The following is a 22,293-nucleotide window of genomic DNA, read 5'->3' as shown; positions in this document are numbered from 1 at the left end:
GGACGGGCCGCCGTCCGTCCCGCCCCGTACGATCGCGCCGTGACCGACTCCGTGGACGCCGTACGGGCGCTGCTGCACCGCTGCCGGCTGGTGGTGCTCGACTTCGACGGCCCCCTCGCCCGGCTGCTGCCCGGCGAGAAGTTCCTCCGGGTCGCGGCGGGGGCACGCGAGCTGGCGGTGTCGCTCGGTGTCGTCCTCGACGACGAGCTGGCGCGGCAGACCGACCACGTCCAGCTCCTGCGGCTCGTCTCCCGGCGGGACGCCGCCACCGCGCGGGCCGTCGAGCGGTGGTGCACCGAGCGGGAGCTCGAGGCGGCCGCCGCGGCTCGCCCCGTCGCAGCGGCCGGCGCCTTCGTCCGGGCGTGCCACGAGCGGGGCACCGGCGTCGCCGTCGTCACGAACAACGCAGCGGGAGCGGTCACGGCGGTCCTCGCCCACGGCGGGCCACCGCTCACCGCGCTGCCCGTCCACGGCCGCACGCCCGACGCGCTCGAGCGGCTCAAGCCCTCCCCCAGCATGCTGCTCGCGGCCGCGCGCGAGGCCGGCACCGGCCCGGGCGAGGCCGTCATGGTGGGCGACAGCGCCTCCGACGTCCACGCGGCGACCGCGGCCGCGATGCCCTGCATCGGCCTGTCCCCCGACCCTGCTCGCCGCGCCGAGCTCCTCGCGGCCGGCGCCGCCGTCGCCGTCCCGGACCTCGCCTCGCTCCTCCCGGAGCGCTAGTTGGTCAGGCCCCCCTCCGAAGGCAGAATCACCCCCATGTCACAGCTCGAGGAACGCGCCCACCGACGCCTCCCCCCGGACGCTCCTGTCGTCGAGCGGGAGGTGGAGACCGTCCTGCCGACCCGGCACGGCCCCTTCCGCATGCTGGGGTACCGCGACGTCAACGGCACCACCCACGTCGCGCTGGTGCGCGGCCTGACCGACCCCGGCCCACTGACCACCCCGCTCGTACGGGTGCACTCCGAGTGCCTCACCGGTGACGCGTTCGGCTCGTGGCGGTGTGACTGCGGGGAGCAGCTGGACGCCGCCCTCGCCGCGGTGGCCGCCGAGGGCGAGGGGGCCGTCGTCTACGTCCGCGGCCACGAGGGGCGCGGGATCGGGCTGCTGGAGAAGCTGCGGGCCTACGCCCTGCAGGACCTCGGGGCGGACACCGTCGACGCCAACGTGGCCCTGGGGCACGCTGCCGACGCCCGCAGCTACGACCAGTCGGCCGACATCCTGCGCGACCTCGGGATCAGCCGGGTCCGCCTGCTGTCCTCCAACCCGGCGAAGGAGGAGGCCCTGACGGACCTGGGGATCGAGGTGACCGAGCGGGTCAGCCTCATCGTCCCGGCCCACCCGCAGAACGAGACCTACCTCGCCACCAAGCGGGAGCGGATGCGGCACGACCGCCCCCTCGTCGACGACCCGTGGCAGGCGCTGCTCGGCGGCGCCGTCCCGGTGGTCGGTCCGCAGGACGCGGCCCACGAGCTCGTCGACCGGTACGGCCCCCTCGTCTCGCTCGGCACGGACTACGTCATCGGTCAGCTCGGGCAGAGCCTGGACGGGTTCATCGCCTCGCGGACCGGTGACGCGGAGTTCGTCACCGGCGAGGCGGACCGGGAGCACCTGCACCGGATGCGGGCACTGGTCGACGCCGTCGTCGTCGGGGTGGGGACGGTGACCGCGGACGACCCGCGTCTCACCGTCCGTGCGGTCCCCGGGCACAACCCGGTCCGGGTGGTGCTCGACCCCCGGGGCCGCGCCCCGCTCACCTCTCGCCTGCTCACCGACGGGGCCGCGCCCACGCTGTGGCTCCTCGGCCCAGGGGCCACGGCACCGACGGACCTGCCGGAGCACGTCGACGTCGTCCGCCTGGACGACGACGGCCCGGCCGATCCCGTGCGCGTGCTGGGGCTGCTGCGCGGACGGGGCCTGGGACGGGTGCTCGTCGAGGGCGGCGGGCGGGTCGTCTCGGCCTTCCTCCGCGCCGGGGTGCTCGACCGCCTCTACCTCACGACCGCGCCGGTGCTCATCGGCGACGGCGTCCCGGGCCTGCGGTTCGCCGGCTCGGACCTGCTGGCCGACGCGATCCGCACGGGGTCACGCCGGTTCCTCCTCGGTGAGGACGTGTGCACCGAGCTCGACCTGCGCGCGCTGCGCTCAGCCGAGGAGCCCGCGCCGTAGGTCCGCTGCGGTGTCGGCCCAGGTGCGCAGCTGCTCCCGGCGCACCTGGGCCGCCGCCCGCCACCCCGCCCGCAGCTGCGGGGTGGTGAGCCAGCGGTGCAGGACCCGCTCCCAGGCGGCCGGGTCGGTGGGCGGCACGGCAGCCCCGGGCCCGACGTCGTCGGTGGGGAGCGGGGTGGGCGAGCCGGTGAGCGCCTCCACCGCGCCCGTCCCGGCCGCGACGACGGCGGGGACGGTGCGGGCGAGCGCCTCGGTGACCACGAGCCCGTAGGTCTCGACGAGCGAGGGCACGAGCAGCAGGTCGGTGCGCACCCACAGCGCCTCCAGGTCCGCGCCGGTCACCGAGCCCGGCAGGTCCACCCGGCCCGCCAGTCCAGCCTTCGCGAGCGCGCGGGCGACACCGCCGGCGACGGCGGGCTGGGCACCGGTCGGTCCGGCGAAGGTCGCCTGCCAGGGCAGGTCCCGCAGCGTGGCGAGCGCCGGGACGAGGACGGCGTGGTTCTTCACCGCGGTGAGCGCGCCGAGCACGAGCAGGTGCGGTGGCCGGCTGCCCGTCGCCGCCGGACCGCGGACGGCACCCGGCACGGCGACGACGACGTCGTCGCGGCCGTAGCGGCGCACGAGGTCGCCGGCCGCCCAGTGGCTCGTGGTGACGACGACGGAGGCGGCGCGGACGGTGCGCGACTCGAGCCCGGCGAGCCGCTCGGCCTCCCGCGGGGGCAGCCCGGCCTCGGCGGGCAGGGGCAGGTGCACCAGCAGGACGACGCGTGCGCCGGCGGCGACGGCGTGCTCCACCTCCTCGGGACAGGGGCTGCCGACGAGGCCGTCGAGCAGCACCGTGCCCGTGGTCCGCAGCGCGAGCGCCAGCGCGTGACGCTCGGTCGCGCCGGGCCGGGGCCACGTCCCGGGCAGCGCGAGGACGTCGACCCGGCCGTGCTCGGCGTCCCAGGCGCGGGCCAGGTGGGAGTCGTAGACGTCACCGCCGCTGGGCCCGGCTCCCCGGGCGGGGACGACGAACCGCAGCGGCGTCACGGCGCTACGGGCTGGTGAGGTCGAGGCGGTAGGTGGCCCAGGCGTCGGGGTGCTCGTGGAGGGTGACCTCGACCGCCGTGAACGGCGCCGTGTCCAGACCCTCGACCACCCGGTGGGCCACGTGCCGGGCCACCACCTCGGTGGTGGTGACCGTGCCGGCGAACACCTCGAGGTCGTCGAGGTTCCGGTACCGCAGCTCACCGGTCACCTCGGCCAGCCGCTCGGTGGCCGCGCCGATGTCGATGACCACACCGTGCTCGTCGAGCTCGGGGCGGTAGAAGGTCAGCTCGACGACGTAGGTGACGCCGTGCAGACCCTGCGCGGGCCCGAAGAACGGGTCGGGCAGGGAGTGGGCGACCATCATGTGGTCGCGGACCGTCACGCTGAACACTCAGCTCTCCTCGGGGTAGCGGATGACGTGGCACAGGGCGGGAAGCCGGCCGGAGGCGATGTCGGCCATGACCTCGGGCAGCTCGGCGAAGTCGCTGGCGCCGGTGAGGAGGGCGTCGAAGCGCGGGTCGCGCAGTGCGTCCAGGGCCACCGCCAGCCGGTCGGTGGTGGTGCGGCGGGTCCGGCGTGCCGCGCTGACCGCACCGACCTGGCTGGCGCGCAGGGTCAGCCGCCGGGCGTGGAAGGCCTCCCCCAGCGGGACGCGCGGCGCGTCGGTGCCGTACCAGGACAGCTCGACCACCTCCGCCTCCTCACCGGCCAGACGAAGGGCGGTGGCGAGCCCGGCCTCGCTCGCGGAGGCGTGGAGGACGACGTCGCAGTCCCCCGCGGCGTCGTCGGGCGCGACGAGCTCCAGCCCGAGGCGGTCGGCGAGCCCACGGCGCGCGGGGTCGGTGTCGACCACCTGCAACCGCTCCAGCGGGAAACCGGTCAGCAGGGTGGCCACGGACGCGCCGATCATCCCCAGGCCGACGACGGCCACCCGGTCACCCAGCCGCGGCGCGGCGTCCCACAGCGCGTTGACGGCGGTCTCCACCGCACCGGCGAGCAGGGCGCGCCCGGTGGGCACGTCGTCGGGCACGGGGACGACGGCGGAGGCGGGCACGACGTACCGGGTCTGGTGGGGGTGCAGGCAGAACACCCGCCGGCCGACCAGCTCACCGGGTCCCTCCTCGACGACGCCCACCGAGAGGTAGCCGTACTTCACCGGACCGGGCAGGTCGCCCTCCTGGAAGGGTGCCCGCATGAGCGGGCGGACCGCCTCGGGCACGGCGTGGCGGTGGACGAGGGTCTCGGTGCCCCGGCTGATCGCCGAGGACAGGGCGCGGACGAGCACCTCCTCGGGGCCGGGAGGGGCGAGAGGCGCCTGCCGGATCTCTCCCTGCTCGGGCCCGACCGTCCAGTACGCCTCTGCCGTCACGTGCCCATCCTGCCCACCGAGCGCGGCTCCGCGCGAACGGCACGCGCGCGCCGACGGTTCCCGCACGCCCTATGCTCACGCTGACAACGGCACGAACGCCTCGTGAACGGAAGTGAGAACTCATGGCCGGTGGCCTTGCCGCCCTGCTCGACGACATCGCGGCCCTGGCCAAGATCGCCGCCGCCTCGGTCGATGACATCGGGGCCGCAGCGGGTCGCGCCAGTACCAAGGCCGTGGGCGTCGTCATCGACGACACCGCGGTGACCCCGCGTTACGTCCACGGCTTCACCGCCAACCGCGAGCTGCCGATGATCCGGAAGATCGCCACCGGCTCGCTGCGCAACAAGCTCGTCTTCATCCTCCCGGCGATCCTCCTGCTCAGCCAGTTCCTCCCCTGGCTGCTCACCCCGATCCTCATGGTGGGCGGGCTCTACCTCAGCTACGAGGGCGCGGAGAAGCTCTACGAGTACGTGACGGGGCACCACAAGGAGAAGACGGCGACACCCGCCGCCGCGAAGGGCGAGGACCACGAGAAGACGATGGTGAGCGGCGCGATCCGCACCGACTTCATCCTCTCCGCCGAGATCATGGTCATCGCGCTCAACGAGGTCGCCGACGAGCCGCTCCTCAACCGGGCGATCATCCTCGTCGTCGTGGCCCTGGGGATCACGCTGCTCGTCTACGGGATGGTCGCGCTCATCGTCAAGATGGACGACATCGGGCTGAGCCTCGCGAAGCGCGACTCCGCCGCCGCCCAGACGGTGGGCCGGCTCCTCGTCAAGGGGATGCCGAAGGTGCTCGCGGTGCTGTCCGTCGTCGGCGTGGTCGCGATGCTGTGGGTCGGTGGCCACATCCTGCTCGTCGGGGTCGACGACCTCGGCTGGCACGCGCCCTACGAGCTGGTCCACCACCTCGAGGAGGCCGTGGCCGGTGGGCTGGGCGCGCTGGCCGGCTTCGTCACCTGGCTCGTCAACACGCTGTCCTCGGCGGTCATCGGGCTCGTCGTCGGCGCCGTCGTCGTCGCCGTCATGCACCTCGTCCCGCGCAGGAAGAAGGACGCCGCCGCCCACTGACGAGCAACAGCTCAGCTCTCGGCGACAGGGGATGTGTCGCCGCAGCACACGACAGGCGTCCTGTCGCCGAGAGCTGAGCTGTGACTGGCGGTGAGCCTCAGGGGCGGCCGAGGTAGCCGTCGGGCGTCACGGGCAGGGCGCGCTTGTGGCCGGTGCGGCGGTACCAGCCGACGATGGTCGCCTCGTCCTCGGCCGAGACCTCACGGCCCTCGAGGTAGTCGTCCACGGCCTCGTAGCGCACGCCGAGCGCCTCCTCGTCGGCCAGCAGCGGCTTGTCCGACTCGAGGTCGGCCGTGGGGACCTTGTTGACGAGCTCCTCGGGCGTGCCGAGGTGGCGCCCGATGTCCCGCACACGGCGCTTGGTCAGCCCGAAGAGCGGGGTGATGTCAGCGGCGCCGTCGCCGTACTTGGTGTAGAAGCCGACCACCGCCTCGGCCGCCTGGTCGGTGCCGACGACGAGCATGCCGCGGGCGCCGGCGATGGCGTACTGGCTGACCATCCGCATCCGGGCCTTGACGTTGCCCTTGTGGTAGTCGTCCTTGTCGTCGGTGACCGGCGTGCGCGAGGCGAGGACCTGGTCCCACAGGGCGTCGGTGGCCGGCCCGATGTCGATGGTCTCCACGAGGTCGGCGTCGATGAACTCGATGGCGGCGACGGCGTCGTGCTCGTCCTTCTGCACCCGGTAGGGCAGGCGCACGGCCACGAACGTCGCCTCCCCGCCTGCCTCTCGCACCCGCTCGCAGGCGAGCTGGCACAGACGCCCGGCGACCGTCGAGTCGACGCCGCCGCTGATGCCGAGGACCAGGCCCTTGGCGCCGGTGTCCCGGAGGTAGCGGGCGAGGAGCTCGATGCGACGCTCTGCCTCGGCGGCGGCGTCGAAGGTGTCGGGGTCGATGACCTCGAGGGCGGCGATGATCTCCGACTGCAGCTGCGTGTCCATTCCCGTGAATCTACTGGTGCATTGTTTCGTCGTCATTCCGGACGGCCGGACTCTCGGCGGGTGCCTGGAGCGACCCGCCTCTAGCGTGGGCGGATGAGCTCCAACCCGACCTCGCCGCTCGACCTGTCCCTGCCCGACGGCGGTGGCCGGCGGATCCTCGTCACCGGAGCGAGCGGCTACGTGGGCGGACGGCTCGTCCCCGAGCTCGTCGCCGCCGGCTTCACGGTGCGCGCCGGGGCGCGCGACCCGCGCAAGCTCGAGGACCGCCCCTGGGCCAAGGACGTCGAGCTCGTCACCGCCGACCTCGAGGACGCCGAGCAGGTGCGCGCCGCGATGGCCGACGTCCACACGGTCCTCTACCTCGTCCACTCGATGGGCGGGGGCGGGGACTTCGTCGAGCGGGAGGCCCAGATCGCCCGGACGGTGGCCGAGGCGGCCGCCGCGCAGGGCGTGGAGCAGATCGTCTACCTCGGCGGCCTGCACCCCGACAAGGAGCTCGACGAGCTGTCGGACCACATGCGCTCGCGCGAGCAGGTGGGCCGCATCCTGCTCGACTCCAGCGTCCCCACGGTCGTGCTCCGCGCCGGCGTCGTCATCGGGTCCGGCTCGGCGTCCTTCGAGATGATCCGCCACCTCACCGAGCGGCTGCCCGTCATGCCCGGCCCCCGCTGGCTCGACAACCTCATCGAGCCGATCGCCATCCGCGACGTCCTCTACTACCTCGCCCACGCGAGCGCCCTGGAGGAGCCGGTCAACCGCACCTTCGACATCGGCTCCGGCAAGCCGCAGCCCTTCAAGGACCTCCTCTCGGACTATGCGAAGGTGGCCGGGCTGCGGCCCCGGCGCATCTGGGCGCTGCCGATCCCGGCGCCGCGCCTGTCGGGCTTCTGGATCGGGATGACGACGCCGATCCCCCGCGGGCTGGCGATGCCGCTGGCCGCGTCGATGGCCGAGGACGCCGTGGCCGGGGACCACGAGATCGCCACGGTCATCCCCGACCCTCCCGGCGGGCTCACCCAGTACCCCGACGCGTGCCGGCTCGCGGTCGAGCGGCAGGTCTCCGGGCGGGTGACGGCCAGCTGGGACGACGACGTGACCGCGTCCGCCGGACCGGCCGACCCGCTGCCCTCCGACCCCGACTGGGCTGGCCACACCGTCTACACCGACGTCCGCGAGCGCGACGGCAGGGCCGCACCGGAGTCGGTGTGGCGGGTGGTCCAGGGCATCGGTGGGGAGAACGGGTGGTACTCCCCCGCGTTCCTGTGGCGGCTGCGCGGGTTCCTCGACAAGCTCGTCGGCGGCCCCGGCATGGCGCGCGGACGGCGCCACCCGCACCGGCTCCAGGTGGGGGACCACGTCGACTTCTGGCGGGTGGAGTCGGTGGAGCCCGGGCGGCGTCTCACGCTGCGCGCCGAGATGCGCTCCTCGGGCCGGGCCTGGCTGGAGCTGTCCGTCGACGCCCTGCCGAGCGGCGGCTCCCTCTACCGGCAGCGCGCGATCTTCTTCCCCCGCGGCATCCTCGGGCGCCTGTACTGGCTGGCCGTGCTGCCCTTCCACACCCTGATCTTCCCGGTCATGGCGCGCAACATCCTGCACGAGGCCGAGCGGCACCCGGTGACCGGCAACCCGTCCTGACGCCGGTCGGTCAGCGGTAGAAGCCCTCGCGCAGGTTGATGCCGTGCTCGACCCAGGCCTTCATCGCGTTCAGCATGCTCGTCCAGCCCTCGCAGTTGTCGAAGGCGCGCTGGGCACCGTCCCGGCTTGCCCGCCACGAGGACTCCGTGATGGTGACGAGCGTGCGCGAGTCGTCGTCGAGCGGCTCGAACTCGAAGACGACCGTCGTCGTCCCCCGCTCGCTCGCCGTCGCCTCACCGTCCCACTCGATGACGATGCGCCGCGGCTTGTCGGCCTCCAGGACCTTCACGGGGAAGGCGCCGGGGAAGTCGTGGAAGTCCCAGGTGACCTCGGTGCCGGCCTCGAGGCGCCCCTGTGCGCCCCCGGTGGTGAAGTACCTCGAGAGCTGGGCGGGGTCGGCGACCGCCTCGTAGACCTCGGCACAGGGCCGCGCGACGCGCCCGGACACGGTGAAGCTCAGCTCGGTCAGCTGTTCCGGTGTGTTCATGTGATATTTTTACAACATGTCTGGGAGTGACGTCAACAGGTCCGACAGTGACGACCTCGTGTTCAAGGCCCTCGCCTCACCCACCCGTCGCCGCATCCTCGACCTCCTCAAGGTCGCCCCCCGGACGACCGGCGAGCTGGCCGCGCAGGTCCCCGAGCTCGACCGCACGACCGTGCTCCAGCACCTGCGCGTCCTCGAGCGCGCCGAGCTCGTCACCGGACGCAAGGTCGGCCGCGAGCGCCACCTCTCCCTCGCCCCGCTGCCGATCAAGCGCATCCACGACCGGTGGATCGGCGCGTACGCCCGCGCGGCCGTGGAGCTGCTCGAGGACCTCGACCGCGACTGACCTGCGCCCACGCTCGTCCTGTCGAACAATGGCGTGGTGCCTCTGCTCACCGTCGGCCACGGCGCGCTCGAGCGCGCCGGGCTCTCCTCCCTCCTCACCGGCAGGCGGGTCGGCACCGTCGTGGACATCCGCCGCTTCCCCGGCAGCCGCCGCAACCCCGACGTCGCGCGGGACGCCCTGAGCGAGTGGCTTCCCGACGCAGGAGTCGCCTACCGGTGGGAGCCGCGCCTGGGCGGGCGGCGCCACCTGCGCAAGTCCGAGGACGCCGCCTCTCCCGACACGTGGTGGCAGGTCGACGCCTTCCGCGCGTACGCCGGGTACACCCGCACCGAGGAGTTCACCGCTGCCCTCGCCGAGGTGGCCGAGGAGGCCCGCGGTGACGCCCGCGTCGCCGTCATGTGCTCCGAGGCGGTGTGGTGGCGCTGCCACCGCCGGCTCGTCGCCGACGTCGCCACCCTCCTGCTCGACCTGCCCGTCCACCACCTCATGCACGACGGCGAGGTCCGCCTCCACGAGCCCTCGCCCGGTGCCAGGGTGGGCGACGGCGTCGTCGTCTGGGACGCGGACGCCGGCGTGAGCGGTCAGCGCCGGTCGTAGGTGAGGACGACGTTCCCGCCGGTGAACGTCCGCACGTCCGTCAGCTCGAGCTCACCGGGTGCGAAGCCGGCGCCCTCGACCATGGGCCGACCCGCGCCGGCGACCACGGGGTAGAGCTTGACGACGAAACGGTCGATCTCCGCGAGCAGGGCTCCGGCGAGGCGCGCCCCGCCCGCGAGGTAGATGTCGAGCGGGGAGTCCTCGGCCTTGAGCCGGCGCACGAGGGCGACAGGGTCGTCACGGACGATGGTGACGTCCGCGTCCAGCTCCTCCTGCGTCGTCGACACGACGTACTGGCGCAGGTGCGCGTACGGACTGGTGACGCCCTCCCGGAGGCCCTGCTCGTAGGTCCGCCTGCCCATGACGACGGTGTCGAAGTGCCGGTTCGGGCGGTCGGCGATGCCGAGGTGGGCGCGGCCGTGGCTGGGGATCGTGTCCGGGTACTCCTCCAGCATCCACGCGCTGTACCCCTCCGGCTGGGGGTAGAAGTCGACCTCGTCCCCCGGGCCGGCGATCCGGCCGTCGGCCGAGACGGCGATGTAGTACGTGAGGCGGCGCACGGAGTCTCCCCTCGTCAGGCGGCGTCGGACGTGCGCCATCCTGCCGTCGTCGACGACGACGCGGCGAGCGAATTGCGTGGGGCCGCCCGGCTCACCAGAAGGCGCGCGAGGCGATGGCGTCGGCGAAGCCGCCCACGGCACCCTCGACGGCACCGAGGTAGAGGGAGGCGTCGACGAGCGAGACCTCCATGACGCACGGCTCACCGTTGTCGCCCTCGACCATGTCGATGCGGCTGAACAGCAGCTGCGCGTCGCGGCCCATGCGGGACTTGATGTAGCCGTGGATCGCGGCGCGGGCACTCTCCCCGACCCGGAGCTCGGCCTCGGTGGCGTGCCGCGCGGCGGCGACCTCGTCGCCCGGGTCGTCGGCGGCCGCCTGCGCACCGAGGAGCATCGGCTCCTTCTCCACGACGTGGGACAGCACGCCGTTGAGGTAGACCAGCGCCGTCTCACCACGCTCGTCCACCGACTGCACGTACCGCTGCACCATGACGGCGCGGCCTTCCTGGAGCAGCCCGTAGGCGTGCTGGATCGCGTGCATGCGCGACGTCGCGTCGCGCGCGGTGTACCTGCCGGTGTCCCGGGAGCCGGAGGAGACGGCCGGCTTGACGACGAAGTCACCGAGGGAGGGGAACCGCGTGTGCACCTGGTGCTTGGACAGGTTCTTCTCCGGCTCCAGCCACACGGTGTCGATCGTGGGCATGCCGCGGGCGCCCAGCTCCTGGAGGTAGTGCTTGTCGGTGTTCCACTCGACGGTGTCCGGGCTGTTGAGCAGCTTGCGGATGCCCTTGGCCCACGCGAGGAAGTCCTGCCGGCGGGTGGCGTAGTTGTGGACGGAGCGGAGCACGACGATGCCGGCCTCGGACCAGTCCACGGACTCGTCGTCCCACGCGGCGACGCGCGGGTCGATCCCTCGCTCGGCGAGGGCGTCGGGGAGCCCCTCCTCACCGTGGTCGAGCTCGGGGTGGTCCAGGCAGGTCGCGAGAGTGACACGAGGCTTCGGCACGGGCTCAACCTATCCGAAACCGCGGTACGTCGCGGCTCGGTCGCCGGGCCCGGTGATCCTCGTCACGAGGCCCCGTCCCGGCTGGGCACCGCCCGGAGCCGGTGGTAACGTTTAGCACTGCCGCAGGGCACCAGCGAGCGCCATTAGCTCAATTGGCAGAGCAACTGACTCTTAATCAGTGGGTTCTAGGTTCAAGTCCTAGATGGCGCACCAGCCGAAGGCCGTCTCCCCCCGGGAGGCGGCCTTCGTCGTTGCTAGCCGAGCTCGAGCACGTGCCCGTTCTCCGGGAAGTCCGGCAGCGCCGTCGGGCGGCGTTTCGCGGTGCTCCACCGCGGGTCGCGTTCGCCGTCGGCCGTGACCCCGCGCCAGCGCATGGGCACTCCCGCCGCCGCGGTGGCCTGCTCCCGGTCCATCACCTGCACGTGCAGGTGCGGCTCGGAGGTGTTGCCGGTGTTGCCCACCTCGGCCAGCACCTGACCGGCGCGCACCGCCTCCCCCTCGCGGACCCGGGGCGAGTCGCGGCGCAGATGCGCGTACACGGCGACGGTGCCGTCCTCGTGCCGGACGACGACGTGGTTGCCGAGGATCCGGCCGACGCCGGCGAGGTCCCGGAGGAACCCCTCGACGGTCATCATCCACACGAGCAGGGGCCACGTGTCGCGCGCGCCGTGGTCCCGCTGCGCGCCTCGCGCCCGGACGACCGTGCCGTCCGCCATCGCGTGCACGGGGCGAGCGAAGGCCGGGTAGCTCTCCGGGTGGCGGGGACGCAGGCCCCAGCCGACCGACGTGCGGGCGTCGGGTGCGGGCTGGAGGACGTCGACGGCGTAGGCCTGCCCGTAGGCCGTGATCCCGTGGCTGGGCACCGCCGTCCCCGGGCCGTTGACGACGACCCACCGGCCACGCAGCGGCGCGTCGACCTCGACGGGCTCGCACGTCGTCGCCGGCGGGCGGACGAGGGACAGGGCGAAGAGCGCGGCGGCGACGACGAGCCCCCACGGCTGCGGGACCGGCAGGATCACGGCGGCGAGGACAGCCGCGACGAACAGCCGGGTCCACCACGTCTGCCGGCGGGCGACGGCGCGCTTCATCGCCGCCCCGCGAGGACGACGGCGAGCAGCGGGACGACCCGCGCGACAGGGACCTCGTACCGGCCGCCGCCCAGCGCGCGCAGCCATCCGGCGGCGGTGAGCTGGCGCAGGTGGTGGTAGACCTGCCCGCTCGTGCCGACGCCGTCGGTGTCGACCAGCTCCGCGACGGTCATGGCCCCACCGAGGACGCGCTGGAGCAGCCGCAGCCGGACCGGGTGGCCGAGGGCGACGAGCACGTCGGCGCCCTCGGTCCAGTCGGCACCGAGGAGGTCGTCGGTGACGGCGCCGAGCTGCCACTGCGCGCGGCGCCCGTCGGGCAGCTCGACGTGACCGACGAGGAGCACCGCGCCCGGGTCCTCCTCCCGCGCCTGCAGGCCCTCGAGCGCCCAGAGCGGACTGTCGGGGGCGACGTCGTCGGGCTCGGTGGCGAGGCGGGACTCGAGGGCGGCGACGCGCTCCTCGAGGGCGGCGATCCGGTCTGCTGACATCCCTCCACGCTATTACGTACTTTCGTACGTGCATAGCCCTCGCGCCATCCGGCCGTGCGATGCTGGGAGAGACTGCCACACGACCGACGGAGGACCCCGTGCCCCAGCTCTCCCCCGGCGAGACCGCCCCGGACTTCACCCTGCCCGCCGCCGACGGCTCGACGGTGAGCCTGGCGCAGCTGCGTGACTCGGCCGACAAGGGCGTCGTCGTGTACTTCTACCCGGCCGCGTCCACGCCGGGCTGCACCACCCAGGCCTGCGACTTCCGCGACAGCCTGGCGGCCCTCCAGGGCCAGGGCTACGCCGTCGTCGGCGTCTCGCCCGACGGCACCGACACGCTCGCCCGCTTCGCCGAGGCGGAGTCCCTCACCTTCCCGCTCGCCTCGGACCCCGACCACGAGGTCATCGAGGCGTGGGGCGCGTGGGGCGAGAAGAAGAACTACGGGCGCACCTACACCGGCCTCATCCGCTCCACCGTCGTCGTCGACCCGCAGGGGACCGTCACGCTGGCGAGGTACAACGTCAAGGCGACCGGCCACGTCGCACGGCTGCGCAAGGACCTGGGCGTCGACTGACCCCGTAGGCTGGTCCCGCGCGCGAGTGGCGTAACTGGCAGCCGCGCCAGGTTTAGGTCCTGGTGTCCTCGGACGTGCGGGTTCGAGTCCCGCCTCGCGCACGACGCACTCGCCCCGCGCGGGCACCCACGCAACACGGAAGAGAAGCACCATGAGCGGACTGGCCTCGGACGACATCACCCCCTGGCTGCCGCCGGAGGACCTCGACAGGGTCCGCCGTCAGGTCCCGATGCTCTACGTCGACGTCCTGCCCGTGCGGGTGGACGCCACCGGCCAGGTGCAGCAGGTGGGCCTGCTCCTGCGCGCGACCGACGGCCGCCTGCAGCGCGCGCTCGTCTCCGGCCGGGTGCTGTTCCACGAGACGCTGCGCGAGGCGCTGACCCGCCACCTGGAGAAGGACCTCGGCTCGCTGTGCCTGCCCCGCGTCCCGCTCTCCCCGCAGCCCTTCACGGTCGGTGAGTACTTCCCGACCCCCGGCCAGGGCTTCCACGACCCGCGGCAGCACGCGGTGTCGCTCGCCTACGTCGTCCCCGTCGACGGCGACTGCCAGCCCCAGCAGGACACCCTCGAGGTCGGCTGGTTCACCCCCCGCGAGGCCCTGCTGCCCGAGGTGCAGGCCGAGCTCGTCGACGGGCACAGCACCCTCCTGCGGCAGGCCCTGGCGCACGTCGGCCGCCTGCCGTGAGCATCCAGCCCGGGACCGGCCCGCAGGGGCTGGACGTGGGCCGCGCGTCCCGGGCCGCCGGGCCGGGCACGTGGGGCCAGCGCGGGGCGGCGATGCTGCTCGACATGGCCGCCGTCGTGCTCTTCGCCTACCTCGGGCGCGGTGCCCACGAGGGCGGGCGGTCGGTCGCCGACGTCCTCGAGGTGGCCCTGCCCTTCCTCGTCGCGCGGCTCCTCGTCACCGTGCTCGTGCAGCACGGGTCGCTGCGGCTGTGGCCCGGCGGCGTCGTCGCCTGGCTCGTCACCTGGGCCGGTGGCCTGGCCCTGCGCGCCGCCCTCGGCGGCGGCACAGCGCTGCCCTTCGTCCTCGTGGCCCTCGGGGTCCTGGGCGCCCTGTTCCTCAGCTGGCGGCTCATGTGGCTCATGTGGCTCCTGATGACCCGCCCCCGCCCCCGCCACCGCTGAGACCCACCTCCTCCTCGCCGAGTACGCACATACGGTCGCCTGGACGCCCCTCGGGCGCCCGCCAGGTGACCGTCTGTGCGTACTCGCGGAGGGGGGTGCGGGGCGGGCGAGGCTGCTAGGCGGGCGGGTCGTCAGTTCGCGAGGACGCGGACGATGTGGGGGGCCAGGGCGCGGAAGGCCTTGCCGCGGTGGGAGATCGCGTTCTTCTCCTCGGCACTGAGCTCGGCCGCGGAGCGGTCCTCGCCGTCGGGCTGGAGGATCGGGTCGTAGCCGAAGCCGCCGCTGCCCCGGGGCGCGGTGAGCAGCCGCCCGGGCATCTCGCCGGTCTCGACGACCTCCTCACCGGACGGCGTCACGAGGGCGGCGGCGCACACGAAACGCGCGCGGCGGTGCTCCACCGGCACGTCGGAGAGCTGGGCGAGGAGCAGGTCGAGGTTGGCGCGGTCGTCGCCGTGCCTGCCGGACCAGCGGGCGGAGAAGATCCCCGGCGCCCCGCCGAGCACGTCGACGGCGAGTCCGGAGTCGTCCGCGACGGCGGGCAGGCGCGTCGCCGCCGCCAGCGCACGGGCCTTGACGAGCGCGTTCTCGGCGAAGGTGACACCGTCCTCGACCGGCTCGGGCGCACCGACGTCGGCGGCGCCGACGACTGACGCGGGGTCGAGGTCCGGCAGGAGCGGGGCGAGGATCGCGCGCAGCTCCCCGATCTTGTGCGCGTTGTGCGTGGCGAGGACGAGCCGCGCCCCGGCTGCGGCGCTCACCGGCCGGCGAGCGGCGCGGCGAGGGCCGCGCGCTGGAGCTCGGTCAGCTTGGCGGTGCCGGTGACGGCGAGGTCGAGCAGCTCGTCGAGCTCGTGGCGCTCGAAGGGCTTGCGCTCGGCGGTGCCCTGGACCTCGACGAAGCCGCCGGACCCCGTGACGACGACGTTCATGTCCGTCTCGGCGGCGACGTCCTCGACGTAGGGCAGGTCGAGGACGGGCTGCCCGTCGACGATGCCGACGGAGACGGCGGCCACGGAGTCGGTGAGCACCGGCGTCGTGCGCGCGGCGATGGCGCCGTGGGCGACTCCCCAGGCGACGGCGTCGGCGAGGGCGACGTAGGCGCCGGTGATGGCGGCCGTCCGGGTGCCGCCGTCGGCCTGGAGCACGTCGCAGTCGAGGACGATCGTGTTCTCGCCCAGCGCGCCCACGTCGATGATGGCGCGCAGGGACCGGCCGATGAGACGGGAGATCTCGTGGGTGCGGCCACCGACGCGCCCCTTGATCGACTCCCGGTCGCTGCGGGTGTTGGTCGAGCGGGGCAGCATCGCGTACTCCGCGGTGACCCAGCCCTGGCCCGAGCCCTTGCGCCAGCGCGGCACGCCCTGGGTGAAGGACGCGGCGCACAGCACCCGGGTGGCGCCGAACTCGACGAGCACGCTGCCCTCGGCGCTGTCGAGCCAGCCTCGGGTGAACCGGACCTCGCGGAGCTCGTCGGGGGCGCGGCCGTCGGCGCGCGGAACGATGGTGCTCGCGGAGGTGTTGGTCATCCCGACAGGCTAACGACTACCCGGCCGTCGGGGCGAGACGCGAGCGGCCGAGGTGACCTTCCTCGCCCCGTCGACCCGCGGCGGCGCTCGTCGGCCGTCACAGTGTGTCGAGGAGGGAGAGGAGCTCGGGGATGCGGCCGAGGGCGTCCCGCGCGACGAGGAAGCCGACGATGCCGACGATCCACGCCGTCGTCTCGCCTCCGCTGCGCTCCATCCACGCCGCGACACGCTCGAGCAACGGCTGCACAGCCCGGCGCGCGGCGAGCCGGCCGCCGAGCAGCAGGAGCGCCGGCAGCACCATGACGACGCAGTAGACGGCGAGCACCCCGAGGCGGGCCGGCGCCGCGAGCGAGGACGAGCCGATGATGCCCGTCGCCGCGAGGTAGGGCAGCATCGTCGCGACCTCGAGCAGCGCGGCGGCGAGCGCGAGCGTGACGAGGCCACCCACGCCGGAGTCGGTCTCCGTCCCCATCGCCCGCTCCCGCCACCGCAGCAGCCTCCCCGGCCGGGCGGGCTCCCCCGGCCGCCTGCGCCCGATGAAGAAGCTGCCGACGAGCATCCCCACCCCGAGCACGAGCTGGAGCCGGGCGACGAGCGGGTTTTCGAGCACGGTGTCGAGGTCGCCGAGCACCGCGCCCAGCCCGGCGACGAGCGCGACGCCGAGGAGCAGGTAGAAGCCCGCCACCGTCCCGAGGAAGAGGAGGATCCGCCCCACCCGGACCCGGCCGGGGGTGAGGAGGAACCAGATCGGGATGAGAAGCGTGCCGAAGCTCGTCGAGTCGACGAGGGCGAGGACGGCGAGGGTCGCGGCGGTCGCGGTGGTCATGCCCTCGACGGTGCCGCCCACCTGCCGTCGCCGTCGTCCGCCGACGGACCGACGCCACCGCCATGACGCGTACATCCTTCGACGGACCTGGTCGTGTCCGAGCGTGTGCTGGGATGGGACGCGTGCCAGGCCTGGTCGGGACGTTGCGACAGCGGGTGCGCGGGACCGAGCGCGCTCGCGTCGTGAGCGACGCCGTCGCCACCTTCGTCGCCGGTCTCGCGCTGCTCGGCGTCGGGCTGGTCGGCCTGTGGGGCGGCGGGCCTGCGCTCGCGACGAACCGGTGGTGGTTCGTCCTCACCCTCGTCGTCATGTGCGCCGTCATGCTCGCGAAGGCGCGCAGCCCGCTGCCGTCGCTCGGTGCCGGCGTCCTCGTCTTCGGGGCCGACGCCCTGCTCGGGGGCAGCATGGGCGCGATGCTCGGCCTGCTCGACCTCATCTACTCGGCCGCGCTGCGGGTGGGCGGGGCCGCCCTCCGGAGGTTGAGCGTCGCGGTCGTCCTCAGCGTCACGGGCGGCGCGGCGGCGACCTTCGTCGCGACCGGTGACCTGCGGGCCACGGCGAACGTCGCCCTCCTCGCGTTCGCGGTGCTCGGCACCCCGCTGTGGTGGGGACGGTCGGTGCGCCAGCAGACCGAGCTCGCCGCGCTGGCCTCGGCCCGTGCGCGGGACCTCGCGCGGATCGGCGAGCTGCGCGAGCAGGAGGTGGTCCACGCCGAGCGCACCCGGATGGCCGGCGACCTGCACGACGCGCTCGCCAGCCACCTCTCCGCGATCGCGATCCACTCCGAGGCCGCCCTGAGCTCGCCGCGGGCCGACGACGAGGACCGTGCCGCCCGCCGCGACCGGCAGGCCCTCACCGCGATCCGCTCCGCGAGCGTGGCGGCCCTGCGGGAGATGCGCGCGATGATCGACCTCCTGCGCACGGGCGACGAGGCCCGCACGAGCCCCGCCCGGCTCGCCGAGCTCGACGCGCTCACCGCCGGGTTCCGCGGCCAGGGGATGGAGCTCACCGTCTCCTCCCCCGCCGCGTCCCCCGAGCTGCCCGCGGCGGTCGACCAGGCCGCCTACCGCATCGTCCAGGAGTCCCTCGCCAACGCCCTCAAGCACGGCCGTAGCGGGCCCGTCGACGTCACCGTCGCCCACACCGGCGCGGCGGTGCGGGTCGAGGTCACCAACGCCGTCGACGACGGCGCGGTCCCCGCGGCAGGCACGGGCGTCGGCCTGCTCACCATGCGGGAGCGCGCCGAGGCCCTCGGCGGCAGCTTCCACGCCGGCCCGGCCGACGGCCGGTGGCTCGTCCGCGCCACCATCCCCCTCGAGGAGACCCCGTGACCATCCGCGTCCTCATCGCCGACGACCACGCCGCGATCCGCTCCGGGCTGCGGCTCATCCTCGAGGCGGACGAGGACGTCGCCGTCGTCGCCGAGGCCGCCGACGGCGCGAGCGCGGTGACGAACGCGCGGGCGCTGCGCCCCGACGTCGTCCTCATGGACATCCGCATGCCCGGGACCGACGGGATCGCCGCGACCCGGGCGATCGTCACCGACGGGCTGGCCGACGTCCTCGTCCTCACGACCTTCGACCTCGACGAGTACGTCTTCGGGGCGCTCCGGGCCGGCGCCGCGGGCTTCCTCCTCAAGACCGCCGACGCCGCGACGCTCCTCGACGCGGTCCGCCGGGTCGCCGCCGGGGAGGGCGTCGTCGCGCCGGAGGTGACCCGCCGGCTGCTCGCCGCCTTCGCGCAGGCACCGGAGCACGTGGAGCCGGAGGTCCCCGCCGACGTCGCCGCGCTCACCGACCGGGAGCGGGAGGTGCTGGCGGGGCTCGGCCAGGGGCTGTCGAACGCGGGCCTGGCGCAGGCGCTGCACATCAGCGAGGCGACCGCCAAGACCCACGTGTCCCGGGTGCTCGCCAAGCTGGGCTGCACCTCACGGGTGCAGGCCGCCATCCGCGCGCGGGAGGCCGGCCTCGCGTGAGACGGCCCCGCCCGCCGCACCGGGTGGTGCGGCGGGCGGGGCCGAACGGTTCCTCAGGCCTGCTGGGCGCTGATGAGGTCGGCGTACCAGTGGGCGCTGGCCTTCTTCGTCCGCTCCTGCGTCTCGTAGTTCACGTGGACGACGCCGAAGCGCTTGGAGTAGCCGTAGCCCCACTCGAAGTTGTCGAGCAGCGACCACACGTAGTAGCCGCGCACGGGGGCACCGGCGGCGACGGCGTCGCTGACGGCCTGGACGTGGTCGCGCAGGTACTCGATGCGGTCCAGGTCCTGGATGCTGCCGTCGGCCTGGACCTGGTCGGGGAAGGCGGCTCCGTTCTCCGTCACCATGAGCTGCAGGCCGGGGTGCTCACGGTGCATCCGCACGAGGAGCTCGGTGAGACCGCGGGCGTCGATGGACCAGCCCATCTCGGTGTACGGGCCGGGCTGCTGCGGGAACTCGATGTCCGAGCACGCCGGCCAGGGGCTGGCCGCACTCGCCCCGTGGCCGTCGGCCTCCTCGCGCTCCCCCGTGCCGTCGTACGCGCGCACCACCGTGGGGCTGTAGTAGTTCACCCCGAGGACGTCGAGGGGCTGCTTGATGAGCTCGAGGTCACCGTCCTTGACGAAGGACCAGTCCGTGACCGACGCCGTGGCCTCGACGATGTCCCGCGGGTAGGAGCCGCTGAGGACCGGGTCGAGGAAGACGCGGTTCTGCAGGCCGTCGATGCGCTGCGCGGCGGCGACGTCGGCCGGCGAGTCGCTGGCGGGGTTGACCCAGGCGAGGTTGAGCGTGAGCCCGACCGTCGCGTCCGGGCGCTCGGCGCGGATCGCCGTCGTGGCCAGGCCGTGGGCGAGGTTGAGGTGGTGGACGGCGGCGAGGACGTCGGCGTGGTCCGTGCGGCCCGGGGCGTGGACACCGCTGCCGTAGCCGAGGTAGGACGAGCACCACGGCTCGTTGAGGGTGATGAAGGTGCGCAGGCGGTCACCGAGCCGGGCGGCGACGACGCCCGCGTACTCGGCGAAGCGCTCCGCCGTCGCCCGCGCCGGCCAGCCGCCGGCGTCCTCGAGGGCCTGGGGCAGGTCCCAGTGGTAGAGCGTCGCGGCCGGGGTGATGCCGGCCGCGAGGAGCTCGTCGACGAGCCGCGAGTAGAAGTCGATGCCCGCCTCGTTGACCGGGCCGAGGCTGTCGGCGGTGACCTGCGGGGTGATGCGGGGCCAGGCGATGGAGAAGCGGTAGGTCTGCAGGCCCAGCTCCTTCATGATCGCGACGTCCTCGCGGAAACGGTTGTAGTGGTCGTCGGCGACGTCACCGGTGTCCCCGTTCAGCACCTTGCCGGGGGTGTGGCTGTAGGTGTCCCAGATGGAGGGGGTACGGCCGTCCGCGTGGGCGGCGCCCTCGATCTGGTAGGCCGCGGTCGCCGCGCCCCAGACGAAGCTCTTGGGAAGGTCGAGGCGGAGCGCGTCGGGCGCGGTGGTGGTCTGGATGCTCATGGTGTGAATCAGGGCGCTGACGCCCTGCTCCCTTCTACGTGGGTGAGAGGTGGCGTCAGCCCTTGACGGCGCCGGCCATGATGCCGCTGACGATCTGGCGGCCGAGCAGCAGGAAGACGACGACGACGGGCAGGGTGCCGATGAGCGTGCCCGCCATGATGATCGCCGTGTCCGGGACGTACCCGCTGCCGAGGTTGTTGAGCGCGACCTGGACGGTCGGGTTGGTGGAGTTCAGGGTGATGACCGGCCAGAAGAAGTCGTTCCAGGCCGTCATGAAGGTGAGCATGCCGAGCACGGCCATCCCGGGGCGCGCGATCGGCAGGACGATGCTCCAGAACGTGCGCAGCGACGTCGCGCCGTCCACCCGGGCGGCCTCGATGAGCTCGTCCGGCAGGGACTGCATGAGGTACTGGCGCATGAAGAAGACGCCGAAGGCCGTGACCAGCGTCGGCAGGATGACCGAGGACAACCGGCCGGCGAGGTCGAGCTCGGACATGACCATGTAGAGGGGCACGACGCCGAGCGTCGGCGGGATCATCATCGTCCCCAGAGTCATGGCGAACAGCTGCTTCTTGCCCTTGAAGTGGAGCTTGGCGAAGGCGAACCCGGCCAGCGTGCAGAAGAGCAGCGTGGCGACGGTGACCGTGCCGGAGACGATGACCGAGTTCGTGATGGCCAGGCCGATGTTCTGCTGGTCGAGCGCAGTCTGGATGTTCGCCCACAGGTTCGGGCCCGGCGTGAGCGGAGGCGGTGACTGGACCATCTCCGACATCGGCCGGCTCGCCGCGACGATCATGTAGTAGAAGGGCGCGACGAAGAGGAAGGCGGTGACGCCGAGGATGACGTAGGTCAGCCAGCCGGCCCCGTGGTTGTCGCGCTTGCGAGAACGGCGCGGCGCGGCCAGCGGCGTGCCCGGGATGGCGGGTGGGCGGGTGATCGTCGTCATCGGTCTCCCCCGTCGGTGAGGCGCTGGCGGGTGCGCAGGCGCACGAGCGCGGTGTTGAGCAGGACGAGGACGACGATGAGGAGGAAGGTCACCCACGCGACCGCCGCCGCCCGGCCGAGGCTGCCGAACTGCCAGCCCTGCTGGTACATGAACAGACCCAGGGTCTGGTACTGGTTGACGGCGCCACCGTTGGGTGTGCCGCCGCCGAAGAGCAGGGGTTCACCGAAGAGCTGGGTGGCACCGATCGTCGAGACGACGACGGTGAACACGATCGTGGGGCGCAGGCCGGGCAGCGTGATGTGGCGGAACTGCTGCCACCGGCTCGCGCCGTCGAGGGAGGCTGCCTCGTACAGGTCGAAGGGGATCGACTGCATGCCGGCGAGGTAGATGAGGGCGTTGTACCCCGTCCACCGCCACGTGACGATGACGGCGATCGCGATCTGCGCGCTGAGGTTGCCGTTGCGCCAGTCGATGGCGTCCATGCCGATGAGGGACAGCATCCAGTTCGCGAAGCCGCCGTCGCGCCCGAAGATCTGCGCGAAGACCAGGGTCGACGCGGCGACGGAGGTCGCGTACGGCATGATCATCGAGATCCGGAAGAAGTTCCGGGCCCGCATCCTGTAGTTGAGCAGGTGCGCCAGGCCCAGGGCGAGGATCAGCTGCGGCACCGTCGACAGGACCCCGATGGTGAAGGTCTTGAGCAGCGCGTTGTAGAACTTCGGGTTCTCGAAGAGCCAGACGAAGTTGTCCAGCCCCACCCATGTCATCTCGGAGTTGAGGCGGAAGTCGTAGAGGCTGACCCACACCGTGTAGATGAGGGGGAACAGCCCGAAGGCGGCGAAGAGCAGGAAGAACGGCGCGACGTAGACGTAGGGCGCCGTCACGGCCTCCCACCGGAAGATCCGCGACCGCAGGGTGCGGCGGGGCGGCTTCGGCGCGGGACGCGTCGGGGGCTCGGGGACCGGCGCGCTCGCTGCCGGCCGCACGGGGACGGTGGAAGTCATGGGGGCCTCTCGGCGGGACGGGACGGGAAGGAGG

26 protein-coding genes and 2 tRNA genes are annotated in these 22,293 nt (G+C 73.4%); 13 read left to right on the top strand and 15 right to left on the bottom strand.

Annotated elements, in window-relative coordinates:
• Window positions 1–39: 39 nt before the first annotated feature.
• Window positions 40–723: an HAD family hydrolase gene (locus tag DSZ44_RS07520; RefSeq protein WP_181424564.1), complete on the top strand. Its 684-nt coding sequence runs from the start codon at window positions 40–42 to the stop codon at window positions 721–723.
• A 36-nt stretch (window positions 724–759) separates the two neighbouring features.
• On the top strand, window positions 760–2,169 hold the full coding sequence (gene ribA / locus DSZ44_RS07515; RefSeq protein WP_110852006.1) for a GTP cyclohydrolase II: 1,410 nt from the start codon (window positions 760–762) through the stop codon (window positions 2,167–2,169).
• Here the strand turns inward: ribA and DSZ44_RS07510 are convergent.
• From DSZ44_RS07510 to DSZ44_RS07500, 3 genes are read right to left on the bottom strand one after another with little or no spacing between them, the layout of a single operon-like run.
• Window positions 2,146–3,201, bottom strand: a complete 1,056-nt coding sequence (locus DSZ44_RS07510; protein ID WP_110852005.1) for a glycosyltransferase family 4 protein — start codon at window positions 3,199–3,201, stop codon at window positions 2,146–2,148. The genes ribA and DSZ44_RS07510 overlap by 24 nt on opposite strands.
• A gap of 4 nt (window positions 3,202–3,205) precedes the next feature.
• Window positions 3,206–3,592, bottom strand: a complete 387-nt coding sequence (locus tag DSZ44_RS07505; RefSeq protein ID WP_110852004.1) for a 6-pyruvoyl trahydropterin synthase family protein — start codon at window positions 3,590–3,592, stop codon at window positions 3,206–3,208.
• Window positions 3,593–4,570, bottom strand: coding sequence for a zinc-dependent alcohol dehydrogenase (locus tag DSZ44_RS07500; RefSeq protein WP_110852003.1), 978 nt, complete (start codon window positions 4,568–4,570; stop codon window positions 3,593–3,595).
• A gap of 122 nt (window positions 4,571–4,692) precedes the next feature.
• On the opposite strand from DSZ44_RS07500, the gene DSZ44_RS07495 reads away from it, so the two are divergent.
• The gene (locus DSZ44_RS07495) at window positions 4,693–5,643 is read left to right on the top strand and encodes a DUF808 domain-containing protein (protein ID WP_110852002.1); all 951 of its coding nucleotides are present in this window, start codon (window positions 4,693–4,695) and stop codon (window positions 5,641–5,643) included.
• 97 nt (window positions 5,644–5,740) lie between these two features.
• Here DSZ44_RS07495 and nadE read toward each other — a convergent pair whose 3' ends face one another.
• The gene (gene nadE, locus DSZ44_RS07490) at window positions 5,741–6,583 is read right to left on the bottom strand and encodes an NAD(+) synthase (RefSeq protein WP_110852001.1); all 843 of its coding nucleotides are present in this window, start codon (window positions 6,581–6,583) and stop codon (window positions 5,741–5,743) included.
• A gap of 93 nt (window positions 6,584–6,676) precedes the next feature.
• Here nadE and DSZ44_RS07485 point away from each other — a divergent pair, with 93 nt between their 5' ends.
• Window positions 6,677–8,218 carry an SDR family oxidoreductase gene (locus tag DSZ44_RS07485; RefSeq protein WP_110852000.1) on the top strand — a complete coding sequence of 514 codons (1,542 nt, stop codon included), beginning with the start codon at window positions 6,677–6,679 and terminating at the stop codon, window positions 8,216–8,218.
• Between the two features lie 10 nt (window positions 8,219–8,228).
• Here the strand turns inward: DSZ44_RS07485 and DSZ44_RS07480 are convergent, their stop codons facing one another.
• A complete protein-coding gene (locus DSZ44_RS07480; RefSeq protein ID WP_110851999.1) occupies window positions 8,229–8,705 on the bottom strand; it encodes an SRPBCC family protein in 477 nt (158 codons plus the stop codon).
• A 16-nt stretch (window positions 8,706–8,721) separates the two neighbouring features.
• Here DSZ44_RS07480 and DSZ44_RS07475 point away from each other — a divergent pair, with 16 nt between their 5' ends.
• The gene (locus DSZ44_RS07475; protein WP_110851998.1) at window positions 8,722–9,051 is read left to right on the top strand and encodes an ArsR/SmtB family transcription factor; all 330 of its coding nucleotides are present in this window, start codon (window positions 8,722–8,724) and stop codon (window positions 9,049–9,051) included.
• A 36-nt stretch (window positions 9,052–9,087) separates the two neighbouring features.
• Window positions 9,088–9,648, top strand: a complete 561-nt coding sequence (locus DSZ44_RS07470; RefSeq protein ID WP_110852178.1) for a DUF488 domain-containing protein — start codon at window positions 9,088–9,090, stop codon at window positions 9,646–9,648.
• On the opposite strand, the gene DSZ44_RS07465 is transcribed toward DSZ44_RS07470, so the two are convergent.
• Together DSZ44_RS07465 and DSZ44_RS07460 are read right to left on the bottom strand one after the other, a co-directional pair.
• Complete coding sequence (locus tag DSZ44_RS07465; protein ID WP_110851997.1) at window positions 9,633–10,208, bottom strand: dihydrofolate reductase family protein; 576 nt, start codon at window positions 10,206–10,208, stop codon at window positions 9,633–9,635. The two genes, DSZ44_RS07470 and DSZ44_RS07465, sit on opposite strands and share 16 nt — an antisense overlap.
• 91 nt (window positions 10,209–10,299) lie before the next feature.
• On the bottom strand, window positions 10,300–11,214 hold the full coding sequence (locus DSZ44_RS07460; RefSeq protein ID WP_110851996.1) for an ATP-grasp domain-containing protein: 915 nt from the start codon (window positions 11,212–11,214) through the stop codon (window positions 10,300–10,302).
• A 137-nt stretch (window positions 11,215–11,351) separates the two neighbouring features.
• Here DSZ44_RS07460 and DSZ44_RS07455 point away from each other — a divergent pair.
• A tRNA-Lys gene (locus DSZ44_RS07455) sits at window positions 11,352–11,427 on the top strand.
• A 41-nt stretch (window positions 11,428–11,468) separates the two neighbouring features.
• Here DSZ44_RS07455 and DSZ44_RS07450 read toward each other — a convergent pair.
• Window positions 11,469–12,302 carry a M23 family metallopeptidase gene (locus DSZ44_RS07450; protein WP_181424563.1) on the bottom strand — a complete coding sequence of 278 codons (834 nt, stop codon included), beginning with the start codon at window positions 12,300–12,302 and terminating at the stop codon, window positions 11,469–11,471.
• A complete protein-coding gene (locus DSZ44_RS07445) occupies window positions 12,299–12,790 on the bottom strand; it encodes an ArsR/SmtB family transcription factor (protein WP_181424562.1) in 492 nt (163 codons plus the stop codon). Before DSZ44_RS07445 ends, DSZ44_RS07450 begins: the two co-directional genes overlap by 4 nt.
• A 98-nt stretch (window positions 12,791–12,888) precedes the next feature.
• On the opposite strand from DSZ44_RS07445, the gene bcp reads away from it, so the two are divergent.
• From bcp to DSZ44_RS07425, 4 genes are all read left to right on the top strand, one after another.
• Window positions 12,889–13,365, top strand: a complete 477-nt coding sequence (gene bcp / locus DSZ44_RS07440) for a thioredoxin-dependent thiol peroxidase (protein WP_110851994.1) — start codon at window positions 12,889–12,891, stop codon at window positions 13,363–13,365.
• 19 nt (window positions 13,366–13,384) lie between these two features.
• Window positions 13,385–13,466, top strand: a tRNA-Leu gene (locus DSZ44_RS07435).
• Window positions 13,467–13,516: 50 nt separating this feature from the next.
• Complete coding sequence (locus DSZ44_RS07430) at window positions 13,517–14,050, top strand: NUDIX hydrolase family protein (protein WP_110851993.1); 534 nt, start codon at window positions 13,517–13,519, stop codon at window positions 14,048–14,050.
• Window positions 14,047–14,493 (top strand): DUF3054 domain-containing protein, encoded by a 447-nt coding sequence (locus DSZ44_RS07425; RefSeq protein ID WP_258369302.1) that lies wholly within the window; start codon window positions 14,047–14,049, stop codon window positions 14,491–14,493. Before DSZ44_RS07430 ends, DSZ44_RS07425 begins: the two co-directional genes overlap by 4 nt.
• A gap of 131 nt (window positions 14,494–14,624) precedes the next feature.
• Here DSZ44_RS07425 and rdgB read toward each other — a convergent pair whose 3' ends face one another.
• The 3 genes from rdgB to DSZ44_RS07410 all read right to left on the bottom strand — a co-directional run bounded on the left by rdgB (window position 14,625) and on the right by DSZ44_RS07410 (window position 16,844).
• Window positions 14,625–15,251: an RdgB/HAM1 family non-canonical purine NTP pyrophosphatase gene (rdgB, locus tag DSZ44_RS07420; protein WP_110851992.1), complete on the bottom strand. Its 627-nt coding sequence runs from the start codon at window positions 15,249–15,251 to the stop codon at window positions 14,625–14,627.
• A complete protein-coding gene (rph, locus tag DSZ44_RS07415; protein ID WP_110851991.1) occupies window positions 15,248–16,018 on the bottom strand; it encodes a ribonuclease PH in 771 nt (256 codons plus the stop codon). The genes rdgB and rph overlap by 4 nt, the downstream gene beginning before the upstream one ends.
• Window positions 16,019–16,115: 97 nt before the next feature.
• Window positions 16,116–16,844 carry a GAP family protein gene (locus DSZ44_RS07410; RefSeq protein ID WP_110852175.1) on the bottom strand — a complete coding sequence of 243 codons (729 nt, stop codon included), beginning with the start codon at window positions 16,842–16,844 and terminating at the stop codon, window positions 16,116–16,118.
• Window positions 16,845–16,957: 113 nt separating this feature from the next.
• Here DSZ44_RS07410 and DSZ44_RS07405 point away from each other — a divergent pair, with 113 nt between their 5' ends.
• Both DSZ44_RS07405 and DSZ44_RS07400 read left to right on the top strand, forming a co-directional pair.
• Window positions 16,958–18,175, top strand: coding sequence for a sensor histidine kinase (locus DSZ44_RS07405; RefSeq protein WP_146237496.1), 1,218 nt, complete (start codon window positions 16,958–16,960; stop codon window positions 18,173–18,175).
• Complete coding sequence (locus tag DSZ44_RS07400) at window positions 18,172–18,819, top strand: response regulator (protein WP_110851989.1); 648 nt, start codon at window positions 18,172–18,174, stop codon at window positions 18,817–18,819. The genes DSZ44_RS07405 and DSZ44_RS07400 overlap by 4 nt, the downstream gene beginning before the upstream one ends.
• Before the next feature lie 53 nt (window positions 18,820–18,872).
• Here the strand turns inward: DSZ44_RS07400 and DSZ44_RS07395 are convergent, their stop codons facing one another.
• The 3 genes from DSZ44_RS07395 to DSZ44_RS07385 are packed head-to-tail and all read right to left on the bottom strand — an operon-like array spanning window position 18,873 to window position 22,259.
• On the bottom strand, window positions 18,873–20,309 hold the full coding sequence (locus tag DSZ44_RS07395) for a GH1 family beta-glucosidase (protein WP_110851988.1): 1,437 nt from the start codon (window positions 20,307–20,309) through the stop codon (window positions 18,873–18,875).
• Window positions 20,310–20,364: 55 nt separating this feature from the next.
• Window positions 20,365–21,255 (bottom strand): carbohydrate ABC transporter permease, encoded by an 891-nt coding sequence (locus DSZ44_RS07390; protein WP_110851987.1) that lies wholly within the window; start codon window positions 21,253–21,255, stop codon window positions 20,365–20,367.
• On the bottom strand, window positions 21,252–22,259 hold the full coding sequence (locus DSZ44_RS07385) for a carbohydrate ABC transporter permease (protein ID WP_110851986.1): 1,008 nt from the start codon (window positions 22,257–22,259) through the stop codon (window positions 21,252–21,254). Before DSZ44_RS07385 ends, DSZ44_RS07390 begins: the two co-directional genes overlap by 4 nt.
• Window positions 22,260–22,293: the final 34 nt, after the last annotated feature.

Origin of the sequence: Georgenia satyanarayanai, assembly GCF_900116375.1 — a bacterium.
Lineage (GTDB): Bacteria > Actinomycetota > Actinomycetes > Actinomycetales > Actinomycetaceae > Oceanitalea > Oceanitalea nanhaiensis.
Note: the sequence above shows the minus strand (reverse complement) of the source record. Positions and strands in the feature narration are given on the sequence as shown.

Coding starts and splice junctions, on each gene's coding strand:
- DSZ44_RS07480 (WP_110851999.1), bottom strand. CDS start 8,705: ATGAACACACCGGAACAGCTGACCGAGCTGAGCTTCACCGTGTCCGGG.
- DSZ44_RS07475 (WP_110851998.1), top strand. CDS start 8,722: ATGTCTGGGAGTGACGTCAACAGGTCCGACAGTGACGACCTCGTGTTC.
- nadE (WP_110852001.1), bottom strand. CDS start 6,583: ATGGACACGCAGCTGCAGTCGGAGATCATCGCCGCCCTCGAGGTCATC.
- rph (WP_110851991.1), bottom strand. CDS start 16,018: ATGACCAACACCTCCGCGAGCACCATCGTTCCGCGCGCCGACGGCCGC.
- DSZ44_RS07430 (WP_110851993.1), top strand. CDS start 13,517: ATGAGCGGACTGGCCTCGGACGACATCACCCCCTGGCTGCCGCCGGAG.
- DSZ44_RS07495 (WP_110852002.1), top strand. CDS start 4,693: ATGGCCGGTGGCCTTGCCGCCCTGCTCGACGACATCGCGGCCCTGGCC.
- DSZ44_RS07445 (WP_181424562.1), bottom strand. CDS start 12,790: ATGTCAGCAGACCGGATCGCCGCCCTCGAGGAGCGCGTCGCCGCCCTC.
- DSZ44_RS07410 (WP_110852175.1), bottom strand. CDS start 16,844: ATGACCACCGCGACCGCCGCGACCCTCGCCGTCCTCGCCCTCGTCGAC.
- DSZ44_RS07485 (WP_110852000.1), top strand. CDS start 6,677: ATGAGCTCCAACCCGACCTCGCCGCTCGACCTGTCCCTGCCCGACGGC.
- DSZ44_RS07405 (WP_146237496.1), top strand. CDS start 16,958: ATGGGACGCGTGCCAGGCCTGGTCGGGACGTTGCGACAGCGGGTGCGC.
- DSZ44_RS07390 (WP_110851987.1), bottom strand. CDS start 21,255: ATGACGACGATCACCCGCCCACCCGCCATCCCGGGCACGCCGCTGGCC.
- DSZ44_RS07395 (WP_110851988.1), bottom strand. CDS start 20,309: ATGAGCATCCAGACCACCACCGCGCCCGACGCGCTCCGCCTCGACCTT.
- DSZ44_RS07385 (WP_110851986.1), bottom strand. CDS start 22,259: ATGACTTCCACCGTCCCCGTGCGGCCGGCAGCGAGCGCGCCGGTCCCC.
- DSZ44_RS07450 (WP_181424563.1), bottom strand. CDS start 12,302: ATGAAGCGCGCCGTCGCCCGCCGGCAGACGTGGTGGACCCGGCTGTTC.
- ribA (WP_110852006.1), top strand. CDS start 760: ATGTCACAGCTCGAGGAACGCGCCCACCGACGCCTCCCCCCGGACGCT.